Origin of the sequence: Janthinobacterium sp. PLB04 (assembly GCF_021165895.1) — a bacterium.
GTDB classification, from domain to species: domain Bacteria; phylum Pseudomonadota; class Gammaproteobacteria; order Burkholderiales; family Burkholderiaceae_D; genus Janthinobacterium; species Janthinobacterium lividum.
In genome coordinates this window covers 507,603-524,173 of record NZ_CP088968.1, presented here as the reverse complement: position 1 = coordinate 524,173, position 16,571 = coordinate 507,603, and the positions used below count along the sequence as shown (strand labels likewise).

Here is a 16,571-nt window from a genome sequence, read left to right as displayed (position 1 = left end):
CTTATTTCCTCAAATCGATGACGACGGGCTTGATCTCTTCTGCCTGGAAGATCATCGGCGCCGCCGGGGCTGCCGCTGCGGCACGCGGCGCGGGCAGGCTGATGGCCGCGGGCGCCGCCGCCCTGGCCGGGGTGTCCTGGCGGCGCGCCTTGGCGCTGGCGCGGCTGCCCGCTTTCGGCGCGGCGGCAGGTGCCGGGGCCGATGCCGGGGCCGGTGGCGCCGGGATCACGCGGCCGCCGTCGCTGCCGGGCATGGTGGCGATGGCGGGACCGGTGGCGCGCAAGGCGTCGTCGGCAAACGGCTGCGCGCGCGTATCGACGCCGGGCGGCACGGCCACGCTGGCGTTGAGCAGGCGGTTGTCCGTGTAGATCATGCGCGACAGGCGGTTGTAGTTGGGGAAATCGATATTCAGCGATTTGGCGTCCGCCGCCAGCTCCACGCGGGGGCGGTCCTTGCAATTGCCGACCGTCCACTGCAGCACGTCCGTACCCTGGAATGCCAGCACTTCATAGCGGTAGGCGCAGCCGCGCTCCTGGGTTTCCACGATCACGACGGTGCGCTCGCCCACGTTTTCCACGCGCGCCACGCGGGCCGTGATGGCCTTGTCCAGCGGCACGACGCGGAACGCCTGCGACAGCTTGATCGAATACTTGCCCTTCGGATCCTTGCGCAAGGTGCCTTCCGTGCCGTCGCGCAGGCGGAAGGTGGAAATCGGCGTGCCGAACAGTTCGGCCGTATCCAGGCCCACCAGCACGCCGCCACGGCCATTCGGCGTCATGGCGCAGCCCGTCAACAGGACGCCAGCAGCCAGGCCCATGGCCAGTTTGCGCCAGTGCGCAGATGCAAAGTTCTTATACATTGTCATGCTCGATAACTTTCTCTTATTTCGGGGTCAGGGATTGATCACGGCCAGCGGATTGCCCGGGCCTGGCGGCGGCAAGACTTTCTGGCGGTCGCGCGACAGCAGGGTGAAGGCGCCCAGGGTGTCCGGCCCGGCAACGATTTCCAGCTGCTCGCGCTGCAGCCAGGTGCGGATTTCCGCCTCCGTGGCCTCGGCGCGGAACAGCACGCGCATGCGCACGCCCTTCTCGACGCCGCTGCCGCCGCCGCTGCGGAACTCCGCATTGCCGACCACGGCCGGGTCTTTCGGCAGGAACAGCCACGCCGATTGCAGCACCATCACGCTGGCGGCCACGGCGGTGACGAGCTTCAGCCAGCGGTTCGCATTGGCTGCCTGCACAGGCCTCGATATCGGTGCCGTCGTTTGGGACGCGGCCGCATCGGCCGAAGCGATCTGCAATTGCTGCAGCCCCTGGCGCAGCAATTGCCGGTACGCCACGCGGCCATCATTGCCCAGCTCGCTAGACAGCGGCGTGCCCGTCAAGACGTAATCGTCGCCGGGCAAGGCCACGCGGGCGATCACGCCCGGTGCCGCAGCTACCCCCGCCCCGTTCGCGCGGCCATGCGTTTCCAGCCAGCGCGCCGCCTGCAGGCGGTCCTGGCTGAACACGCCCAGGCAGGCGCCCAGGTCCGTCACGGCCAGGGTCACCGGCATGTCGCACAGCACCAGGCCGGCGCGCGGATCGGCGGGCGCGTCGCGCTCCTCGACCACCAGGCCGCAGGCATCCGCATACGCCGTATCGGGCGTGACGAGCCAGCCGCGCCAGCGCTGCCGCGTGCTGTCCCAGGCGTCGAGCAGCACGGCGCCGAAGCCGGGACGGCGGGCCAGCAAATGGATCTGTCCACCGGCGATGGGCCTTGCTGCCAGCGGTGCGGCGTCGCTGCGGCGCGCGAAGCGTTGCATCACGTGTTCCGGCACGGGAATGCCGCGCCAGTCGGGGGTATCGCCCGCCACCTCGTCGTCCAGCATGTCGATGGAAGACGGTGGCGACGGCAGGCGCGCGGCAACGATGGCCAGTGTGGGCGTCAATGCAGTCATGCCGGTGGCCTTTCATCAGTATTCGGGTGGATGGACACGGGGTCCATGTGCAGGGATAACGCGGCCACACATAAAATATCCAAAACTATTTGCGCCGCCTGCATGTCGCGCGCGGCCAAGGAGTCCCCCACGCGCAGCTTGAGCAGGCTCAAGACCCAGCTGCCCAGCAAGGTGGCGCGGTGGGCCGGTTCGACGATCTGGCGTCCCGCGCTGGCAGGATCGTCCTTCTGCCTGTGCACCAGGCCCAGCTTGCCGCCGTGGTAATGCGCGGAAGCGATCTGCTCGGCCAGTTCCTTGACGGGCATGCCGCCGCAACCGCAATGGCGCAGCAGCAAGATCAAGTCACGCGGCAAGCTGGCGATAAAACTGTCTGCCGCCTCGCGCACCTGCTGTGGCGTGAGCCGGTAATCGCGCAGCGCTTCCGCATAGGCGTCGGGTGCGCGCAGTTCGCAGCCTTCTTGCGCATCGGCATCCTCCTCGATGCGCTGCTTGCGCAGCTGGTCGATGATGAAGCGCTTGAAGTACAAAAACAGGGCGCCGACGTGGTGAGGCGCCGCGTCACTATCGCTGTGGAGGACTTTTTCAATGAAAAACTGGTGGCGCAAGTCGGCCAGTGAATCGCCCAGCGACGCCGCCTCGCGCGGGCGGCATGGCGTCAGCGCGGCAATGACGCGCTGGTAAAACTCGCCCAGTTCGCCTTGTGTCAGCTGCGGGCGGCGGGTCCAGAAAGCATGAATCCGTTCAAATTGTTCCGATTGCACAGCCGGTCCGATCGTGTGTTGGGGCGGCGCGCGCCACTGGCCGGGAGCGAGGCTGGCCGGTAAAGAGGAAATACGCTGGACAACAAGACAAACTTGTCAGTCAGGTAAAATGCATTTAGGCAATTTTCTCATACCGTACTGGAAATCGCTAACTTTTGTTACTCACACGACAATCCCCGAGACCCCGATGCATCGCCTGATTCCCCTGTTTTTGAGCCTCATCTTTTTACTCTGCGGCAATGTCGTGCAAGCGGCCGTGGGGACCGCCGCCAGCGGTTCCGGCAAGCGCATCGCCCTGGTGATCGGCAACGCAGCCTATCCGCAACCCTTGCTGAACCCCGTGAACGATGCACGCGCCATGGCCGAGCGCTTGCGCCGCCTGGGCTTTGAAGTGCTGTTGCGCACGGACATCAATGCGGCGCAGCTGCAAAAGGCCTCGGCCGAGTTTTCCACGCAGGCGCGCGGCGCCGATATCGCCCTCGTGTTTTACGCGGGCCACGGCGCGCAGGCGGGCGAAGCCAATTATGTGCTGCCGCTGGGCGCGAACATGAATGCGCTCAGTGCGGCCGCCATTGCCGCGCAGGGCGTGTCCGTTTCCAGCCTGGCAGGCGACTTGCAGCGCACGGGCGCGCGCGGCGCCGTGCTGATCCTTGACGCTTGCCGCCAGGAATATACGCGCGGCGGCGCCGTGGTGGTTCCCGGCGGCGGCAATGCGGCCAGCCATGGCTTTGCCGACACGCAAGCGCCACGCGGCGTGGTGATCGCCTATTCAGCCGGCCCCGGCGCCCTGGCGCGCGATTTCTGGTCGCCTGATTCGCGCAACAGTCCCTACACGAGCGCCCTGCTCGACGCGCTCGACGCACCGGGCATGTCCATGGGCGACGTGTTTTCGCAAGTGGCGGCACGGGTCGCCGCCATGACGCACGACGTGCAAAAGCCCCGCGTGTCGTTTGGCGAAACGTCGGCACGGCTGGTGCTGAACATGGGCAGCGGCAAGGGCGTCAGCCAGGCAACACCGGGCGTGCTGGCATCGGGCAACAACGGCATGCGGGCGCCTGCCCCGACGGTGGAGAAGCCTGCCGCATCCGGTGCCAAGGTGTGGCCAGGCAACGTGCTGCAAGACATCAACTATGAAATTCGCATGCAGATCGCGGCCCGTCCGTTTCCCCGCCAGCAACTGGAAAAGCGCGCGCGCGGCGGCGACCTGGTGGCGCTGACGGCCCTCGGCTATGGCATCGGCGGCGGCGATGCGGGTGTGAAACAGCCGAAGGCGGGCATGCAGTGGCTGGAAAAAGCCGCCGCGAAAGACTTTCCGATTGCCCAGACCTATCTGGCGGAATTGCTGATGGTCAAAGGTGACCCAGCCTCGCTGAAACGGGCCGGCGTGCTGCTGGACGCCGCCTCGCAGGCCGGCTACACGGCCGCGCACGCGTATAAATTCGACCTGGCGCGGCGCACGGGCGCGCCGCCGCAGGATGCTGCCCGGCATTTGCAGGACGCCTTCATGGGCTTGATGAAGGATTACCAGGGCGCCGCCAAGGACCTGATGCAGCCGCCGAAAAAATAATTCAAAATAATTTTGGATTTCCCTGAACTGCCCCCGTTATCCGTGGGTACATGCAATACAGCATGACAGTGACCAGGGAAATCCCATGCAACCATCCAGCCCAGCAGCAACCATTACCACCGGCCAACGGGGCCGCATCCTCGCCTACCAACCGAGCGGACAAGGTTCCGTCAGCGTGGCCGGCATTCAACATGCCTTCGACGTGGCCACGCATTGGCGTTCGGACGTGGCGCCCGCCATCAATGCCGTCGTCGACGTGCGCTTCGATGACGCAGGCGGCCTCGCCACCGTCAGCGCCGTGGCAACGCAGCAACTGGCGCAGGAAGAGATGGCCGGCGCGGCGAAGCTGGCGCGCGACAAGGGCCAGCAGCTATGGGGCCAGGCCGTGTCCGCCCTGGGCATCAAGGTGCTGGCCAGCCTGGGCGTCTTGATCGCCGGCGCCTTTGTCTTCAACACCATCGGCATCCGCCTGTTCGCCTCCGTTTCGCGCACCTATTGGCAGCTGCTGGGCTTGTCCGCCGACAGCCTGGAAAGCTTTGCCCGCGATGGCGGCGGCGGTTTTACCTCAGCACAATTCTTCTTCCTGCTGGCCATTGCCGCCTGCTGCGCCACCATGGCCAGCAGCCACCCGAAAGCGGCGCTGGGCAAGTGCGCGCCGCTGCTGTTCGTCGTCATCCACAGCAGCTTGCTGTTCCTCAAGATCAAGGGCGCCGTCAGCGACGCGGGCAACGCCATGGGCGGCATCATGGGCTCGCGCGCGGCACGCATGGCAGAGCAGATGGCCAGCGAAATGCTGGGGCAAGTGTGGCAAGGACTCTCGTTCGGCATCGGCTTTTACCTGGTGCTGGCCGCCAGCATTGTCCTGGCCGCTTACGGTTATGGCGAATACAAACGTAAAACCGTCGGCTAAGTCACCTCTTACACACCCATACTGAAGGAAATACCATGAACCGCACTTTCTCCGCCCTGCTCGCCATCGCCGTGCTCCTGTCCGCCTGCGGCAAGAACGACACCGCCACACCAGCCGCCTCCGCCCCCGTCGCCGCGAATGTCGCGGACCTGGCCGCCAAGGCGCAGGTAAAAGCGGCCGCCGCCAGCCTGCCGCAAGCGGACGCTGCCACGCCAAGCGCCAGCTATGTCGACATCACCAGCGGCAACCAGTTGATGTACAGCTACATCGCCCTGTCCGGCGTGCCGCCCGACTATGCGGCCGTGGCGCAGCGCATCTCGCGCGAATATGCGGGCAGCAACGATGCCTTCCGCAAGCAGGAAGTGCTCGACGCCCTGAAACCGCAGATCGACGCCAAGGTCAGCGAAGCGAAAACCAGGCGCTACCTGCGCTACCAGATCAATGGCCAGGGCGCGCTGTCGCCGTACGCCATGGACAAGGCCGCCTTCCCCGCCAAGTTCGCCGAAGCGGGCACGTATTACTACATGTACGACAATGGCGACTACAAGCTGGCGTTCACGAATGGCGATGGCTATTCGCTGCTGAAAGTGGATCAGGACGCGGCGCGCAAGATCGAGGCGGCGCGCAGCGGCTACAAGGACTTCGCCATCGTCGTGTACGCCTACGCCCAGGAAGCGGACATGGCCAGCCATCAGGTCAAGGCGCAGATCGTCAAGGTGGCGATCAAGCTGAACGGAGAAGAAATTCCCGTCAGCCAGGCGCAGTAGAACGGGCTCGGTTACACTGTTCGCCACACTGCATCGGGATAGCAACATGGGCGAACAGACACTGGCGGAACAACATCTGGCAAACGGGCAACGGCTGCAGCAGGCGGGCAAGCTGATCGAGGCGATCAACGCCTACCAGGCCGCCCATAAACTGAACCCGGCCCTGGCCGAAGCACAGCATTTCCAGGGCCTGGCGATGCTGGAGCTGGGTCAGGGCGCCATCGGCCTGGGCCTGTTAAAACTGTCGCTCAAGCAACAGCCCCACAATGCCCTGTTCCACTACAACCTCGGTAATGTGCTGCGCGGCACGGACAACGAGGCGGCGCTAGCCAGCTACGCCACGGCGGCGCGGCTGGCGCCGCACGAACACGATTTCGCCATCAGCCATGCGGAATTGCTGATGGGCAAACAGCAACTGGCGGACACCATCGCCGAACTGGAACGGGCCCATGCCCTGCGTCCGCAGCGCTGGCAAACCCTGCAGGGACTGGCCGAGCTGTATTACCGCACGGGACAGCAGGAACTGGCGCTGGCCCGCTACGCGCAAGGCCTGGTGCTGCATCCGGCGCTGGCGCAAACGTGCTGCATCGGCTTTGCCAGCCCCAGCGCGGAAAACACGGAACGGGTGAGCACGCCCGACGTGCCGGCAAGCCTGCACGACTTCCTGCGCGAAACAGATTTGCACATCCTCGACGATTTCCTGCCCGACCCCGCCGCCTGGCGCGCGCAGGCGCTGGCGTTGCCGTTCGAGCAGCAGCGCTATGCGGGACAAAACTATCCGGGCAGCCAGACGGCGGGCCAGCCCAGCCAAGCCATCATGGAGCGCATCGCCACGGCACTGGGCCGCCCCATCCGTTTTATCTCGCCCGACAACGGGTCCTACCGCCTCAGCTATGCGGACGCGATGGCGCGCACGGATATCCACGTGGATAATGAGACGGGCAACAATTTCAATTTCTATGCGGGCGTGCTATATCTGAACCCGCCCGAGCAGTGCCAGGGCGGCACCACGTTCTGGCGCCACCAGCCCAGCGGCTGGTACCGGAGACTGCCCGAGGCGGACGTGAAAGCGGGCGGCTACGCCAGCTTCAAGGACTTCCAGAAACGCTGGCTGCCGAACAGTAAAGTGCAGAAATTCAACGACTTGCAGGAACAGCGCGACAGTTGGCAAGCGCTGCTGGAAGTGCCCATGCGCCACAACCGCCTGATCGTGTACAAGGGCCATTACTTTCACTCGATCAGCAATGTGTTTGGCGACACGCCGGAAAATGGCAGACTGGTGCAGCTGTTTTTCTTTGAGGTGCCCGATTAAGCATGCTGCGCGGGTATTGTCGGATTACGCCCTGCGGGCTAATCCGACCTACCTGTCTTTTTTGAAGTGCCCGATTAATTGGCGGTAAAAATCCCCGAAGTTGGTGACGGCGCCGAAGAAAATGTTCAGGGCTAGGCGCCGTGCCGCAGGCAGTACGAATGTACGACAAGGCACGGCAACAACGCCATGGACGTTTTATTGGGTGATCGTCAATACATGTCCGCGGCGGTCGCCCGCACAGCTTTGAGCAGCATATCCGCCCCCGGCGACAGCAAATGATCCTGCTGGCGGATGATGCCGAACGCATCCATCTTGCATGGCAATTCGATGGGTAAAATGCTCAGCACGTTCAACGATTCATAGTAATGGGCCACTTCCGTCGGCATCACGTGCAGCGAGTCCGTTTGCTGCAGCAAGGACGTGATCAACAGCAAAGCCGTCGTGTCGACCACGTCGACAGGCGGTTCCTGGCCCGCGCGGCGGAACATCATGTCGAAGCGGTGGCGCAGGATGCTGCCTTGCGGCGGCAAGATCCACGGCTGGCCCGCCAGGTCCTTCAATTGCAAATTCTTGCGCGACAGCAGCGGATGGCCATTGCGCGCCACGGCGCTGGCCGGCTCTTCCGTCAATTCCTCGTAGATCAGACCGGCGCTGCTTTCCTTTTCCAGGATGCGCCCGATCATGAAGTCCAGCGTGCCGTGCTGCAGCATGTCCATCAGGGTATTGCTGTGCTCCAGATGCACGCCGATGCGCATCAGCGGCGCCTGCTGCTTGATCCGGGCGATCGCGCGCGGCAGCAAGGCCATGGCCGGCGTCATGATGACGCCCACTTCCACCTGGCCCGTCAAGCCCGACTTCAGGGCGACGATGTCGTCATGCGCCAGCGACAGGCTCGTCAGGGCCATGCGCGCGTGGCGTATCATCGTCTCGCCATAGATGGTCGGCTCCATGCCGCGCGGCAACCTGTCGAACAGGCGCACGTCCAGCATCTCTTCCAGGTCCTTGATTTGCTTGGACGCCGCTGGCTGCGTCATGTGCAATTCTTCCGCCGCGCGGTGGATGTTGCGCTGCTCGTCAAGGGCGATCAACAGCAGCAATTGCCGCGTCTTCAGGCGGGCTCGCAAGAACCAGTTGGGGTTGAGGGTATCCATGAATAAATCATATCATGATCGATATCGGTTCTAACTCAATATCGATGTTATAGATATCGGTGTGTCTCCTTTTTGTGCGTAGTCAACGAGCGTTCAGGATGCCTTGCAGGCGGCGCTAGGATTGGCGGCCGGGCCAGCCGTCTGCTGGATGAATTCAATGGTGCCGTCGGGCTTGTATTTCAGCTCCTCAACTGCCACGGAACGCCGGTATTCTCCGCCGCCGGGCAACTTGTCGTTGTGATAGAAGATGTAGGACTTGCCGTTGAATTCGATGATGGCCTGGTGAATGGTTTTCACGACGGCATTCTTGTCCATGATGGTGCCGCGGAAATGCCAGGGACCTGTCGGCGTCGGCCCGGTCGAATACGCCGTTTCCTCGGGGAAGTTGCGCGAGTACGACAAATAATACGTGCCCGCATGCTTGTGCATGTAGGCCGCTTCCGTAAACGCATCCATGCCGAAGGTCAGGATCGGGCCGTCCAGCTCCGTCATGTTCGCTTTCAGCTTGGCGTATTTCAAGACCGTGTTGCCCCAGTAAATATAGGCCTGGCCGTCCGTATCGATGAAGACGGCCGGATCGATGTCGTCCCAGGGAATGGCCGTCTGCTTCGTCATGTCGTTCGTGATCAGGGCGCTGCCGCGCGCATCGACGAACGGCCCGGTCGGGCTGTCGGACACGGCCACGCCGATGGCCTTGCCGGCGATGGTCTTGTGGTCGACGGTCGAATAAAAATAGTATTTGTTGCCGCGCTTGACGATGTCGCCGGCCCAGGCATCCTTGCCGGCCCACGCGAAGGTCGAGTAACGCACGGGGGAGCCGTGGTCCGTCCAGTTCGCCATGTCGCACGAGGAATACACGCGCCACTCGTTCATGCGGTAATCCGTATCCGTGGCGCTCGCTTCATCGTGGCCAACGTACAGGTACACCCTGCCATTGTCGACCAGCGCGGCCGGGTCGCCCGTGTAGATATTTTTCACGATGGGGTTGGCCGCCTGCACGCCGAATGGGGCGCAGGCGAGCGCCGCCGCCATGCCGATGGCTGCGGCAAGTGTGTGTTGCTTGAACATCAGATTAACTCCCGTTGGTATTTTTCTGGCCCATGGCCATCAGTCTTTGCACGACGCAAAAGACAAACAGCAGGCCGCCGATGACGATCTTGGTCCACCACGAGCTGAGCGTGCCGTCGAAGGCGATCAGGGTCTGGATGGTGCCCAGCACGAGCACGCCCGACAGCGCGCCCGCCACATAGCCGTAGCCGCCGCTGAGCAGGGTGCCGCCGATGACAACGGCGGCAATCGCGTCCAGTTCCGTGCCTTGCGCATGCAAGCCATAGCCGGACAGCATGTAGAACGAAAACAGCACGCCGCCGAGTGAGGCGCAGAAACCGCTGAAAGCATAGATCAGCACCTTGGTGCGGCCGACAGGCAGCCCCATCATCAAGGCCGATTGTTCATTGCCGCCGATCGCATACACGGCGCGGCCGAACGGCGTGGCGTGCGCCAGCCAGATGGCCAGCAGCAAAGTGACCACGGCGATCACCACGCCCGGCGAGACAAAACCACCGAGAAATTGCAACTGCGTCTGCGACATGGCCACGAACAGCGGATCATCGATGGTGATGGAGTTGATGCTGATCAAGTAGCACAGCCCGCGCGCCAGAAACATACCGGCCAGGGTGACGATGAACGGCTGCAATTTGAAATAATGGATCAGCGCGCCCATGCTGGCGCCAAATACGGTGCCCAGCGCCAGCACGGTGACGATCACCAGCAGCGGCGGCCAGTGCGCCACGTTGAGCAGCCAGGCGGCGATCATGGTCGACAGGGCCAGCACGGAACCGACGGACAGATCGATGCCGCCGGACACGATGACGAAGGTCATGCCGACGGCGATGACGAGCAAAAAGGCGTTATCGATCAATAAGTTAAAAATGACCTGCGTCGACAGCAGGCCCGGGTAGGCGGCGCCGCCCAGGCCCAGCATCACCACCAGCAGCAAGACGGTGACGAGCGAGGTGAAATACGGGGTGTGCAGCAAGCCCTTCATGCTTTTCTCCGATGCAGCAATTGCTTGAATTCCGACGATTGCGACAGGCAGACGAGGAAGACGACGACCGACTTGACGACCATGTTGACTTCCGGCGGCACGCCCAGAGAATAGATGGTGTAGGTCAGGGTCTGGATGATGAGCGCGCCGATCATGCTGCCCACGAGGCTGAACTTGCCGCCAGCCAGGGACGTACCGCCCAGGGTCACGGCCAGGATGGCGTCCAGTTCCAGCATCAGGCCCGCGTTGTTCGCGTCGGCGCTCTTGATGTTCGAGCTGATCATCAGGCCCGACAGCCCCGCGCAGGCGGCGCAAAACACGTAGACGAAGAAGATCAGGGTCGCCGTCTTGATGCCGGCCAGGCGCGCGGCGACGGGATTGATGCCGACGGCCTGGATGAACAGGCCCAGGGCCGTCCTGCGCATCAGCACGGCCGTGATGAGGAACACGGCAGCGACGAGGAACAGGGAAAACGGCAAGCCGAACAGGTAACCGCTGCCGATGAAAAAGAAGGGCTGGTAGTAGACGGTGACGATCTGCCCATCCGTGAGCAATTGCGCCAGGCCGCGCCCCGCCACCATCAGAATCAGGGTGGCGACGATGGGCTGCAAGCCCAGGCCCGCCACCAGCACGCCATTCCAGGCGCCGCACAGCAAGGCCGCGCCCAGGGCGGCGGCCAGGGCCCAGCCCATGGGAATGTTGCTCACATACGTAGGAACGCCGTTCTCCATCACCATGGTGCCGCCGATCAGCATGGCGGCCACGGTGCCGGACAGGGCCACGACGGCGCCCACGGAAATATCGATGCCGCGCGTGGCGATCACCAGGGTCATGCCCAAGGCCGCCAGCATCAGCGGCGCGGCGCGGTTGACGATGTCGATCACGCTGCCGTACAGGTGACCGTCGCGAATTTCCAGATGGAAAAATCCGGGGATGGCGAAGAAATCGACCAGCAGCAGCAAGAACAGCGCGGCCAGGGGCCGGCTCAGGGGGTGATGCAAGACACTCTGCAACATGGAAGCATTCGTAAGGGAAGCCGCACGCGCCAGCGGCGCGCTCGATGGCGTGGATAAACTCATGTGGCGTCTCCGGCGATCACTTGCAGCACGGAACTGTCGTCCAGCTCGCCACGCGCATAGTCGCCGCAGGCCTTGCGGTCGCGCATGACGACGATGCGGTCGCTGCAGCGCAGCACTTCCGGCAGTTCGGAAGAGATGAACAGGATGGCCATGCCCTTGCGGCACAGTTTGGCCACATAGCTCATAATTTCCTGCTTGGCGCGCACGTCGATGCCACGCGTCGGTTCATCGAGGATCAGCATGGCGGGCGACGTCACCAGCCAGCGCGCCAGCAAGGCTTTCTGCTGATTGCCGCCCGACAGGCTGCCGATGGGGGTTTCGATGCTGGCCGTCTTGATGCCGAGCGCTTTCACATATTCGTCGGCCAGCGCCTGCTGGCGTTTGAACGGAATGGCGCGCAGCAAGCCCGTGCGGGCCTGCAAGGCCAGGATGATGTTTTCGCGCACGGACAGCGACAAAATCGCGCCCTCGTGCTTGCGGTCTTCCGAGCAAAAGCCGATGTCCCGGGCAATCGCATCGCGCGGCACGCTGAAGTGGCGCGGCTGGCCCTGCATCGTGATCGTGCCGGAATCGGCCTTGTCGGCGCTAAACAGCAGGCGCGCCAGTTCCGTGCGGCCCGAACCGAGCAAGCCGGCCAGGCCCAGCAATTCACCCTGGCGGATGTGGAAATCCATGGGCAGCAAGGCGCCCTTGCGGCCCAGTCCCTGCGCTTCGAGCACGGTGGGACCAAAGCTGGCGGCGCTCGCGTCTTGCGCCAGATCAAGCTCTTGCACCACGGTGTCGGCCGCCACGCCGATCATCTTGTTCACCAGCGCCAGGCGCGACAGCTCACTGCACGCGTACTCTCCCTCGCGCTCGCCATTGCGCATGACGGTGATGCGGTCGGAAATGGCATACGTCTGGTCCAGAAAGTGCGTGACGAACAGGATCGCCATGCCCTGCTCGCGCAGGCGGCGCAGCACGGAGAACAGCAGATTGACTTCCGCCTCGTCCAGGCTGGACGTGGGTTCATCGAGGATCAGCACGCGGGCCGAAATGTTCAGCGCGCGCGAAATGGCCACCATTTGCTGGATGGCCAGCGGAAAGCTGGACAGTTGCGCCGTGACATCGATATCGATCTGCAATTGCTGCAGCAAGGCACGCGCCTGTTGCTGCATGCCACGCCAGTCGATAGCGCCAAAGCGGCGCGGATAGCGGCCGATAAAAATGTTTTCCGCCACCGACAGGTTCGGGCACAGATTGACTTCCTGGTACACGGTGCTGATGCCCAGTCCCTGGGCATCCGAGGTGGACGCGGGCGCAATAGGCTTGCCATCGAGCAAAATCTGGCCGCTGTCGGGCGTGTAGACGCCCGTCAGCACCTTGATCAGGGTCGATTTCCCGGCACCATTTTGCCCCATCAAGGTGTGCACTTCACCCGGATACAGGCGCAGGGCTACGTCGCTGAGGGCTTTGACGCCGGGAAAGGACTTGCTGATGCCGCGCAACTCCAGCAAGGGAGCTGGCGCGGCATTGTGTTTCACTTGCGTCTTCATCATGCGGCAAGCTTAGTACTTACGGTTCGGGAATTCCTTGGCGGCCACCTCGGCAGGGAACACGCCTTCCACCGTCGTGATACGCGCTGGCACGGGCTTGCCAGCCACCACATCGCGGGCGATGGACATCAGTTGCGGACCCAGCAGCGGGCTGCACTCGACGGTGACATTCAGCTTGCCGGCGATCATGGCCTCGAACGCGCCTTTGACGCCATCGATCGAGATGATGATGATGTCCTTGCCCGGTTTCATGCCCGCTTCTTCGATGGCCTGGATGGCGCCGATGGCCATGTCGTCATTGTGCGCGTACAGCACGTTGATCTTCTTGCCTTCGGCCTTCAGGAAGGCTTCCATCACTTCCTTGCCCTTGGCGCGCGTAAAGTCGCCCGTTTGCGAACGGATGATCTTCATCTTCGGATTCTTGCCCACCACTTCCAGGAAGCCCGCCTTGCGGTCGATGGCCGGGGCGGAGCCCACCGTGCCCTGCAGCTCGACGATGTTCAGGGTGGCGTCCGGGGTTTTCTTGGCATGCTCGAGCAGCCATTGGCCGGCGCGGCGGCCCTCTTCCACGAAGTCGGAACCGATGAAGGTCACGTACAGCGATTTGTCGGCCACGTTGACGGCGCGGTCCGTCAAGATGACGGGGATCTTGGCAGCTTTAGCTTCGCGCAAGACGGTATCCCAGCCCGATTCAACGACCGGCGAGAAGGCGATGACGTCGACCTTTTGCGCGATGAACGAGCGCAGCGCCTTGACCTGGTTTTCCTGCTTTTGCTGGGCATCGGCAAATTTCAGGGTGACGCCATCTTTCTTGGCGGCATCCTTGATGGAGACGGTATTGGCGGTGCGCCATTCGCTTTCGGCGCCCACCTGCGAAAAGCCCATGACGAGGGGCTTGGCGGCGAAAGCGGAAGAAGTAGCGGACAGTGCGAGCAGCATGGCGCTGGCGAGGAGTTTGCGGCGTGTCAATTTCATTCTTGTCTCCAGTTTTTTTTGGAATACCATCACAGCCGGATGCCGGATGGGCGGTTTTTTATGAACCCATGGTAGGAGAAAGCAACATAGCCATCCAATCAATTCTTTTTCGCTTGCGATACCGATTTGCGTATCGGTATCGCCAGTAGAGTCCCTCTTCCCTCAGCGCAGCAGGCGCAGTCCGTACAGGCCGCCCGCCACGGAATCCTTGCCAGCGACAAATTTCACGCGCAATTTACCCTTGGCGGCCGCTACCAAGGCCGCAGGCACGGCAATATCGACCGTATGCAGCTCTTGCGGCGCATCGGCCGCCACGGCGACCGTCTCGACCTTGATGCCGTTGATCAGGACGTCAAAGACGCGGCCCGCATCCAGGGTGGACAGGGTCAGGCGCAATCGCTTCGCTTCGGCTTGCGGGTCGCTCAGTTCATAGCTGAACCAGCCTGTCGCATGGCGCCAGTGCCTGCCCTTGTTGACGCCGTTTTCTCCCCCTTCCGCCTGGAAGCCGTGGTCGGACTCGGGCTGCTGCTGCCCGGGCGCCACCTGGTCGATGGTTTGCGCATCGAGCGCCAGGCGCTGCGCTTCCGCCTGCCGGGTGCTTTGCTGCAACTGCGCCATCCTGGCCGGCGTGGACACGGGCCAGTACAGCATGTAGCGAGAGTCATGCAGGCGGAAGAACGGGATCAGTTTTATCTTCGCCGCATCCTTGCCCTGTATCAACCCGGGCGCCGTAAACGTCAGCGGCTGTCCCTTCACGGGACGGATTCTCCGCATGAAATCCTTCTCATCGCTGACGAACAGGGGCGACGATTCCAACGGACACACTTGCCCCTGGGCGATATGGCCCATGCGCGAGTCGTCGGCAAAGTAATTCAGGGCTTCATTGGCGAACGGCTGCGTCCTGGCGGCCAGCACGATGGGGCCATGCAGCACGGCATAGTAATTCGACTGGTCCGGCATCTGCTCCAGGCGCGTGGTCATCGGCAGTACCACGTCGATGGTGTCGCCGGACTTCCAGGCGCGCGTGATGGTCACGTAGTCACCGGGCACGCCGTTCACGCGCAGGGACTTGCCGTTGAGCTTCAGGCGCAGCTTGCCTTTGGCTACCCACTGCGGGTAGCGGATCTTCATGCTGAAGGTTTTATTGCCCTGCACGGTAATGCGCGTCGTGTCCTGGTCAGGGAACCGCGTGCTCTGGATAATCTTCACGCCCTGCTCTTTCCAGTCCAGGGTGGACGCCATGAACAGGTTCACGTACAGGGCGTCGCCTTCGTGCGCGTAGATGAACTCGCCATACTTGGCCTGGCTTTCGATGCCGGATCCCACGCAGCACCACATGCCCTTGTCCACTTGCGAATATACGCGGTAGTGGTTCGGGCGCATGGGCGTAAAGTAGACAAAGCCGCCCGTGCCCGGGCGCTGCGACGACAAAATGTGGTTGTACAGGGCGCGCTCGTAGTAATCCGCGTAGCGCACCTGCTCATCGCGGCGGAACAGCTGCTCCGTGAGCTTGAGCATATTGTAGGTATTGCAGGTTTCCGGCCCCTCGACCTCTTCCAGCATAGCGGAAAAATCGTGCTCGTCGTGGAAATGCTCCTTGACGCTATTGCCGCCGATGGCCACCGTGCGCTTGTCGTGCACGGTTTGCCAAAAGAATTGCGCCGCCTGCTGCCAGTCGCGCCACCCCGTCAATGCACCGATGCGCTCGAAGCCGATCACCTTCGGGATCTGCGTATTCGCATGCAGGCCCGTCAGCTTGTCCTGCTGCGCCGCCAGCGGCTGCAAGATCGCCTGGTGCGAAAAGCGCACGGCCAGGTCCATGTAGCGCTGCTCGCCCGTCATGGCGTAGACGTCGGCAAGTACTTCGTTCATGCCGCCATGTTCGGCGCGCAGCATGGCTTGCATCTGTGCATCGGTAAGCGAGGACGACAGATTCACGGCCCAGTCCGACAAGGCGATCAGCATGGTTTTCGCTTCAAGATTGCCGGCGTGCTGGTAGGCGTCGCGCAAGCCGGCGAACACCTTGTGCAGGTTGTACCACGGCACCCATTTACCGTTGACGGAGAAGGTGTCGGCCTGCAATTTTCCCTTGGCGATGGCTTGCCAGGCGGCATTGCCGTCGGGGATGCCGCCCAGATAGCCGTTGCCATTGGCATCCTGGCATTTCTTCAATTCCACCAGCATGTAGTCGAGGCGTTCGCGCGCCTGCGCGTCGCCCGTCGATGCCACCATCAGCGCCAGCGCGGACAGGTAATGCCCGCCCATGTGGCCGTCCAGCCCTGTCGATTCCCAGTTGCCATAGCTGGACTGCACCTGCGGCAAGCCCGCCTCGCGGCGAAACGGCGCCAGCAATTTGTCCGGATCGAACGCCAGCAGATAGTGCAAGTCCGTCGTTTGCGCATCGAGAAACGGTCCCGCTTTCAAGCGCACGGACGAGAGGGGAAACAGCTCGGCTGCCTGCGCCGCAGGCGCGAGCAGGCCGCCAGCGGCCAGCGCCAGCGTCAACAAGGTCTTTTGCATGGACGCCC

14 protein-coding genes are annotated in these 16,571 nt (G+C 63.1%); 4 read left to right on the top strand and 10 right to left on the bottom strand.

Features of this window, described 5'->3' with window-relative positions; all coding sequences use genetic code 11:
• Position 1: 1 nt before the first annotated feature.
• The 3 genes from LSO07_RS02170 to LSO07_RS02160 are packed head-to-tail and all read right to left on the bottom strand — an operon-like array spanning position 2 to position 2,700.
• Positions 2-859, bottom strand: coding sequence for a hypothetical protein (locus LSO07_RS02170; protein ID WP_151092121.1), 858 nt, complete (start codon positions 857-859; stop codon positions 2-4).
• Between the two features lie 33 nt (positions 860-892).
• The gene (locus LSO07_RS02165; RefSeq protein ID WP_151092119.1) at positions 893-1,939 is read right to left on the bottom strand and encodes a hypothetical protein; all 1,047 of its coding nucleotides are present in this window, start codon (positions 1,937-1,939) and stop codon (positions 893-895) included.
• Complete coding sequence (locus tag LSO07_RS02160; RefSeq protein ID WP_151092117.1) at positions 1,936-2,700, bottom strand: hypothetical protein; 765 nt, start codon at positions 2,698-2,700, stop codon at positions 1,936-1,938. The genes LSO07_RS02165 and LSO07_RS02160 overlap by 4 nt, the downstream gene beginning before the upstream one ends.
• A gap of 187 nt (positions 2,701-2,887) precedes the next feature.
• Between LSO07_RS02160 and LSO07_RS02155 the strand changes: the two genes are divergently transcribed.
• The 4 genes from LSO07_RS02155 to LSO07_RS02140 all read left to right on the top strand — a co-directional run bounded on the left by LSO07_RS02155 (position 2,888) and on the right by LSO07_RS02140 (position 7,256).
• Complete coding sequence (locus tag LSO07_RS02155; protein WP_191909562.1) at positions 2,888-4,267, top strand: caspase family protein; 1,380 nt, start codon at positions 2,888-2,890, stop codon at positions 4,265-4,267.
• 85 nt (positions 4,268-4,352) lie between these two features.
• Positions 4,353-5,177 (top strand): hypothetical protein, encoded by an 825-nt coding sequence (locus tag LSO07_RS02150; protein WP_151092113.1) that lies wholly within the window; start codon positions 4,353-4,355, stop codon positions 5,175-5,177.
• A gap of 35 nt (positions 5,178-5,212) precedes the next feature.
• Positions 5,213-5,944, top strand: a complete 732-nt coding sequence (locus tag LSO07_RS02145) for a hypothetical protein (protein WP_151092111.1) — start codon at positions 5,213-5,215, stop codon at positions 5,942-5,944.
• Positions 5,945-5,990: 46 nt separating this feature from the next.
• Positions 5,991-7,256, top strand: a complete 1,266-nt coding sequence (locus LSO07_RS02140; RefSeq protein ID WP_151092109.1) for a DUF6445 family protein — start codon at positions 5,991-5,993, stop codon at positions 7,254-7,256.
• Positions 7,257-7,465: 209 nt separating this feature from the next.
• On the opposite strand, the gene LSO07_RS02135 is transcribed toward LSO07_RS02140, so the two are convergent.
• The 7 genes from LSO07_RS02135 to LSO07_RS02105 form a co-directional block, all read right to left on the bottom strand.
• Positions 7,466-8,407 carry a LysR family transcriptional regulator gene (locus LSO07_RS02135; RefSeq protein WP_034752932.1) on the bottom strand — a complete coding sequence of 314 codons (942 nt, stop codon included), beginning with the start codon at positions 8,405-8,407 and terminating at the stop codon, positions 7,466-7,468.
• Between the two features lie 93 nt (positions 8,408-8,500).
• On the bottom strand, positions 8,501-9,475 hold the full coding sequence (locus tag LSO07_RS02130; protein ID WP_151092107.1) for a glycoside hydrolase family 43 protein: 975 nt from the start codon (positions 9,473-9,475) through the stop codon (positions 8,501-8,503).
• 4 nt (positions 9,476-9,479) lie between these two features.
• Positions 9,480-10,454, bottom strand: a complete 975-nt coding sequence (gene yjfF / locus LSO07_RS02125) for a galactofuranose ABC transporter, permease protein YjfF (protein ID WP_070279994.1) — start codon at positions 10,452-10,454, stop codon at positions 9,480-9,482.
• On the bottom strand, positions 10,451-11,533 hold the full coding sequence (locus LSO07_RS02120) for an ABC transporter permease (protein WP_151092105.1): 1,083 nt from the start codon (positions 11,531-11,533) through the stop codon (positions 10,451-10,453). The genes yjfF and LSO07_RS02120 overlap by 4 nt, the downstream gene beginning before the upstream one ends.
• Positions 11,530-13,071 carry a sugar ABC transporter ATP-binding protein gene (locus LSO07_RS02115; protein ID WP_225317149.1) on the bottom strand — a complete coding sequence of 514 codons (1,542 nt, stop codon included), beginning with the start codon at positions 13,069-13,071 and terminating at the stop codon, positions 11,530-11,532. Before LSO07_RS02115 ends, LSO07_RS02120 begins: the two co-directional genes overlap by 4 nt.
• A gap of 9 nt (positions 13,072-13,080) precedes the next feature.
• Positions 13,081-14,043 carry an ABC transporter substrate-binding protein gene (locus LSO07_RS02110; protein ID WP_151092103.1) on the bottom strand — a complete coding sequence of 321 codons (963 nt, stop codon included), beginning with the start codon at positions 14,041-14,043 and terminating at the stop codon, positions 13,081-13,083.
• Positions 14,044-14,205: 162 nt separating this feature from the next.
• Positions 14,206-16,563 (bottom strand): glycoside hydrolase family 127 protein, encoded by a 2,358-nt coding sequence (locus tag LSO07_RS02105; RefSeq protein WP_151092101.1) that lies wholly within the window; start codon positions 16,561-16,563, stop codon positions 14,206-14,208.
• Positions 16,564-16,571 lie beyond the last annotated feature (8 nt).

Excerpts from the sequence above, each read along its gene's own strand:
- LSO07_RS02170 (WP_151092121.1), bottom strand. The coding sequence starts at position 859 with ATGTATAAGAACTTTGCATCTGCGCACTGGCGCAAACTGGCCATGGGC.
- LSO07_RS02165 (WP_151092119.1), bottom strand. The coding sequence starts at position 1,939 with ATGACTGCATTGACGCCCACACTGGCCATCGTTGCCGCGCGCCTGCCG.
- LSO07_RS02155 (WP_191909562.1), top strand. The coding sequence starts at position 2,888 with ATGCATCGCCTGATTCCCCTGTTTTTGAGCCTCATCTTTTTACTCTGC.
- LSO07_RS02150 (WP_151092113.1), top strand. The coding sequence starts at position 4,353 with ATGCAACCATCCAGCCCAGCAGCAACCATTACCACCGGCCAACGGGGC.
- LSO07_RS02145 (WP_151092111.1), top strand. The coding sequence starts at position 5,213 with ATGAACCGCACTTTCTCCGCCCTGCTCGCCATCGCCGTGCTCCTGTCC.
- LSO07_RS02140 (WP_151092109.1), top strand. The coding sequence starts at position 5,991 with ATGGGCGAACAGACACTGGCGGAACAACATCTGGCAAACGGGCAACGG.
- LSO07_RS02135 (WP_034752932.1), bottom strand. The coding sequence starts at position 8,407 with ATGGATACCCTCAACCCCAACTGGTTCTTGCGAGCCCGCCTGAAGACG.
- LSO07_RS02130 (WP_151092107.1), bottom strand. The coding sequence starts at position 9,475 with ATGTTCAAGCAACACACACTTGCCGCAGCCATCGGCATGGCGGCGGCG.
- yjfF (WP_070279994.1), bottom strand. The coding sequence starts at position 10,454 with ATGAAGGGCTTGCTGCACACCCCGTATTTCACCTCGCTCGTCACCGTC.
- LSO07_RS02120 (WP_151092105.1), bottom strand. The coding sequence starts at position 11,533 with ATGAGTTTATCCACGCCATCGAGCGCGCCGCTGGCGCGTGCGGCTTCC.
- LSO07_RS02115 (WP_225317149.1), bottom strand. The coding sequence starts at position 13,071 with ATGATGAAGACGCAAGTGAAACACAATGCCGCGCCAGCTCCCTTGCTG.
- LSO07_RS02110 (WP_151092103.1), bottom strand. The coding sequence starts at position 14,043 with ATGAAATTGACACGCCGCAAACTCCTCGCCAGCGCCATGCTGCTCGCA.
- LSO07_RS02105 (WP_151092101.1), bottom strand. The coding sequence starts at position 16,563 with ATGCAAAAGACCTTGTTGACGCTGGCGCTGGCCGCTGGCGGCCTGCTC.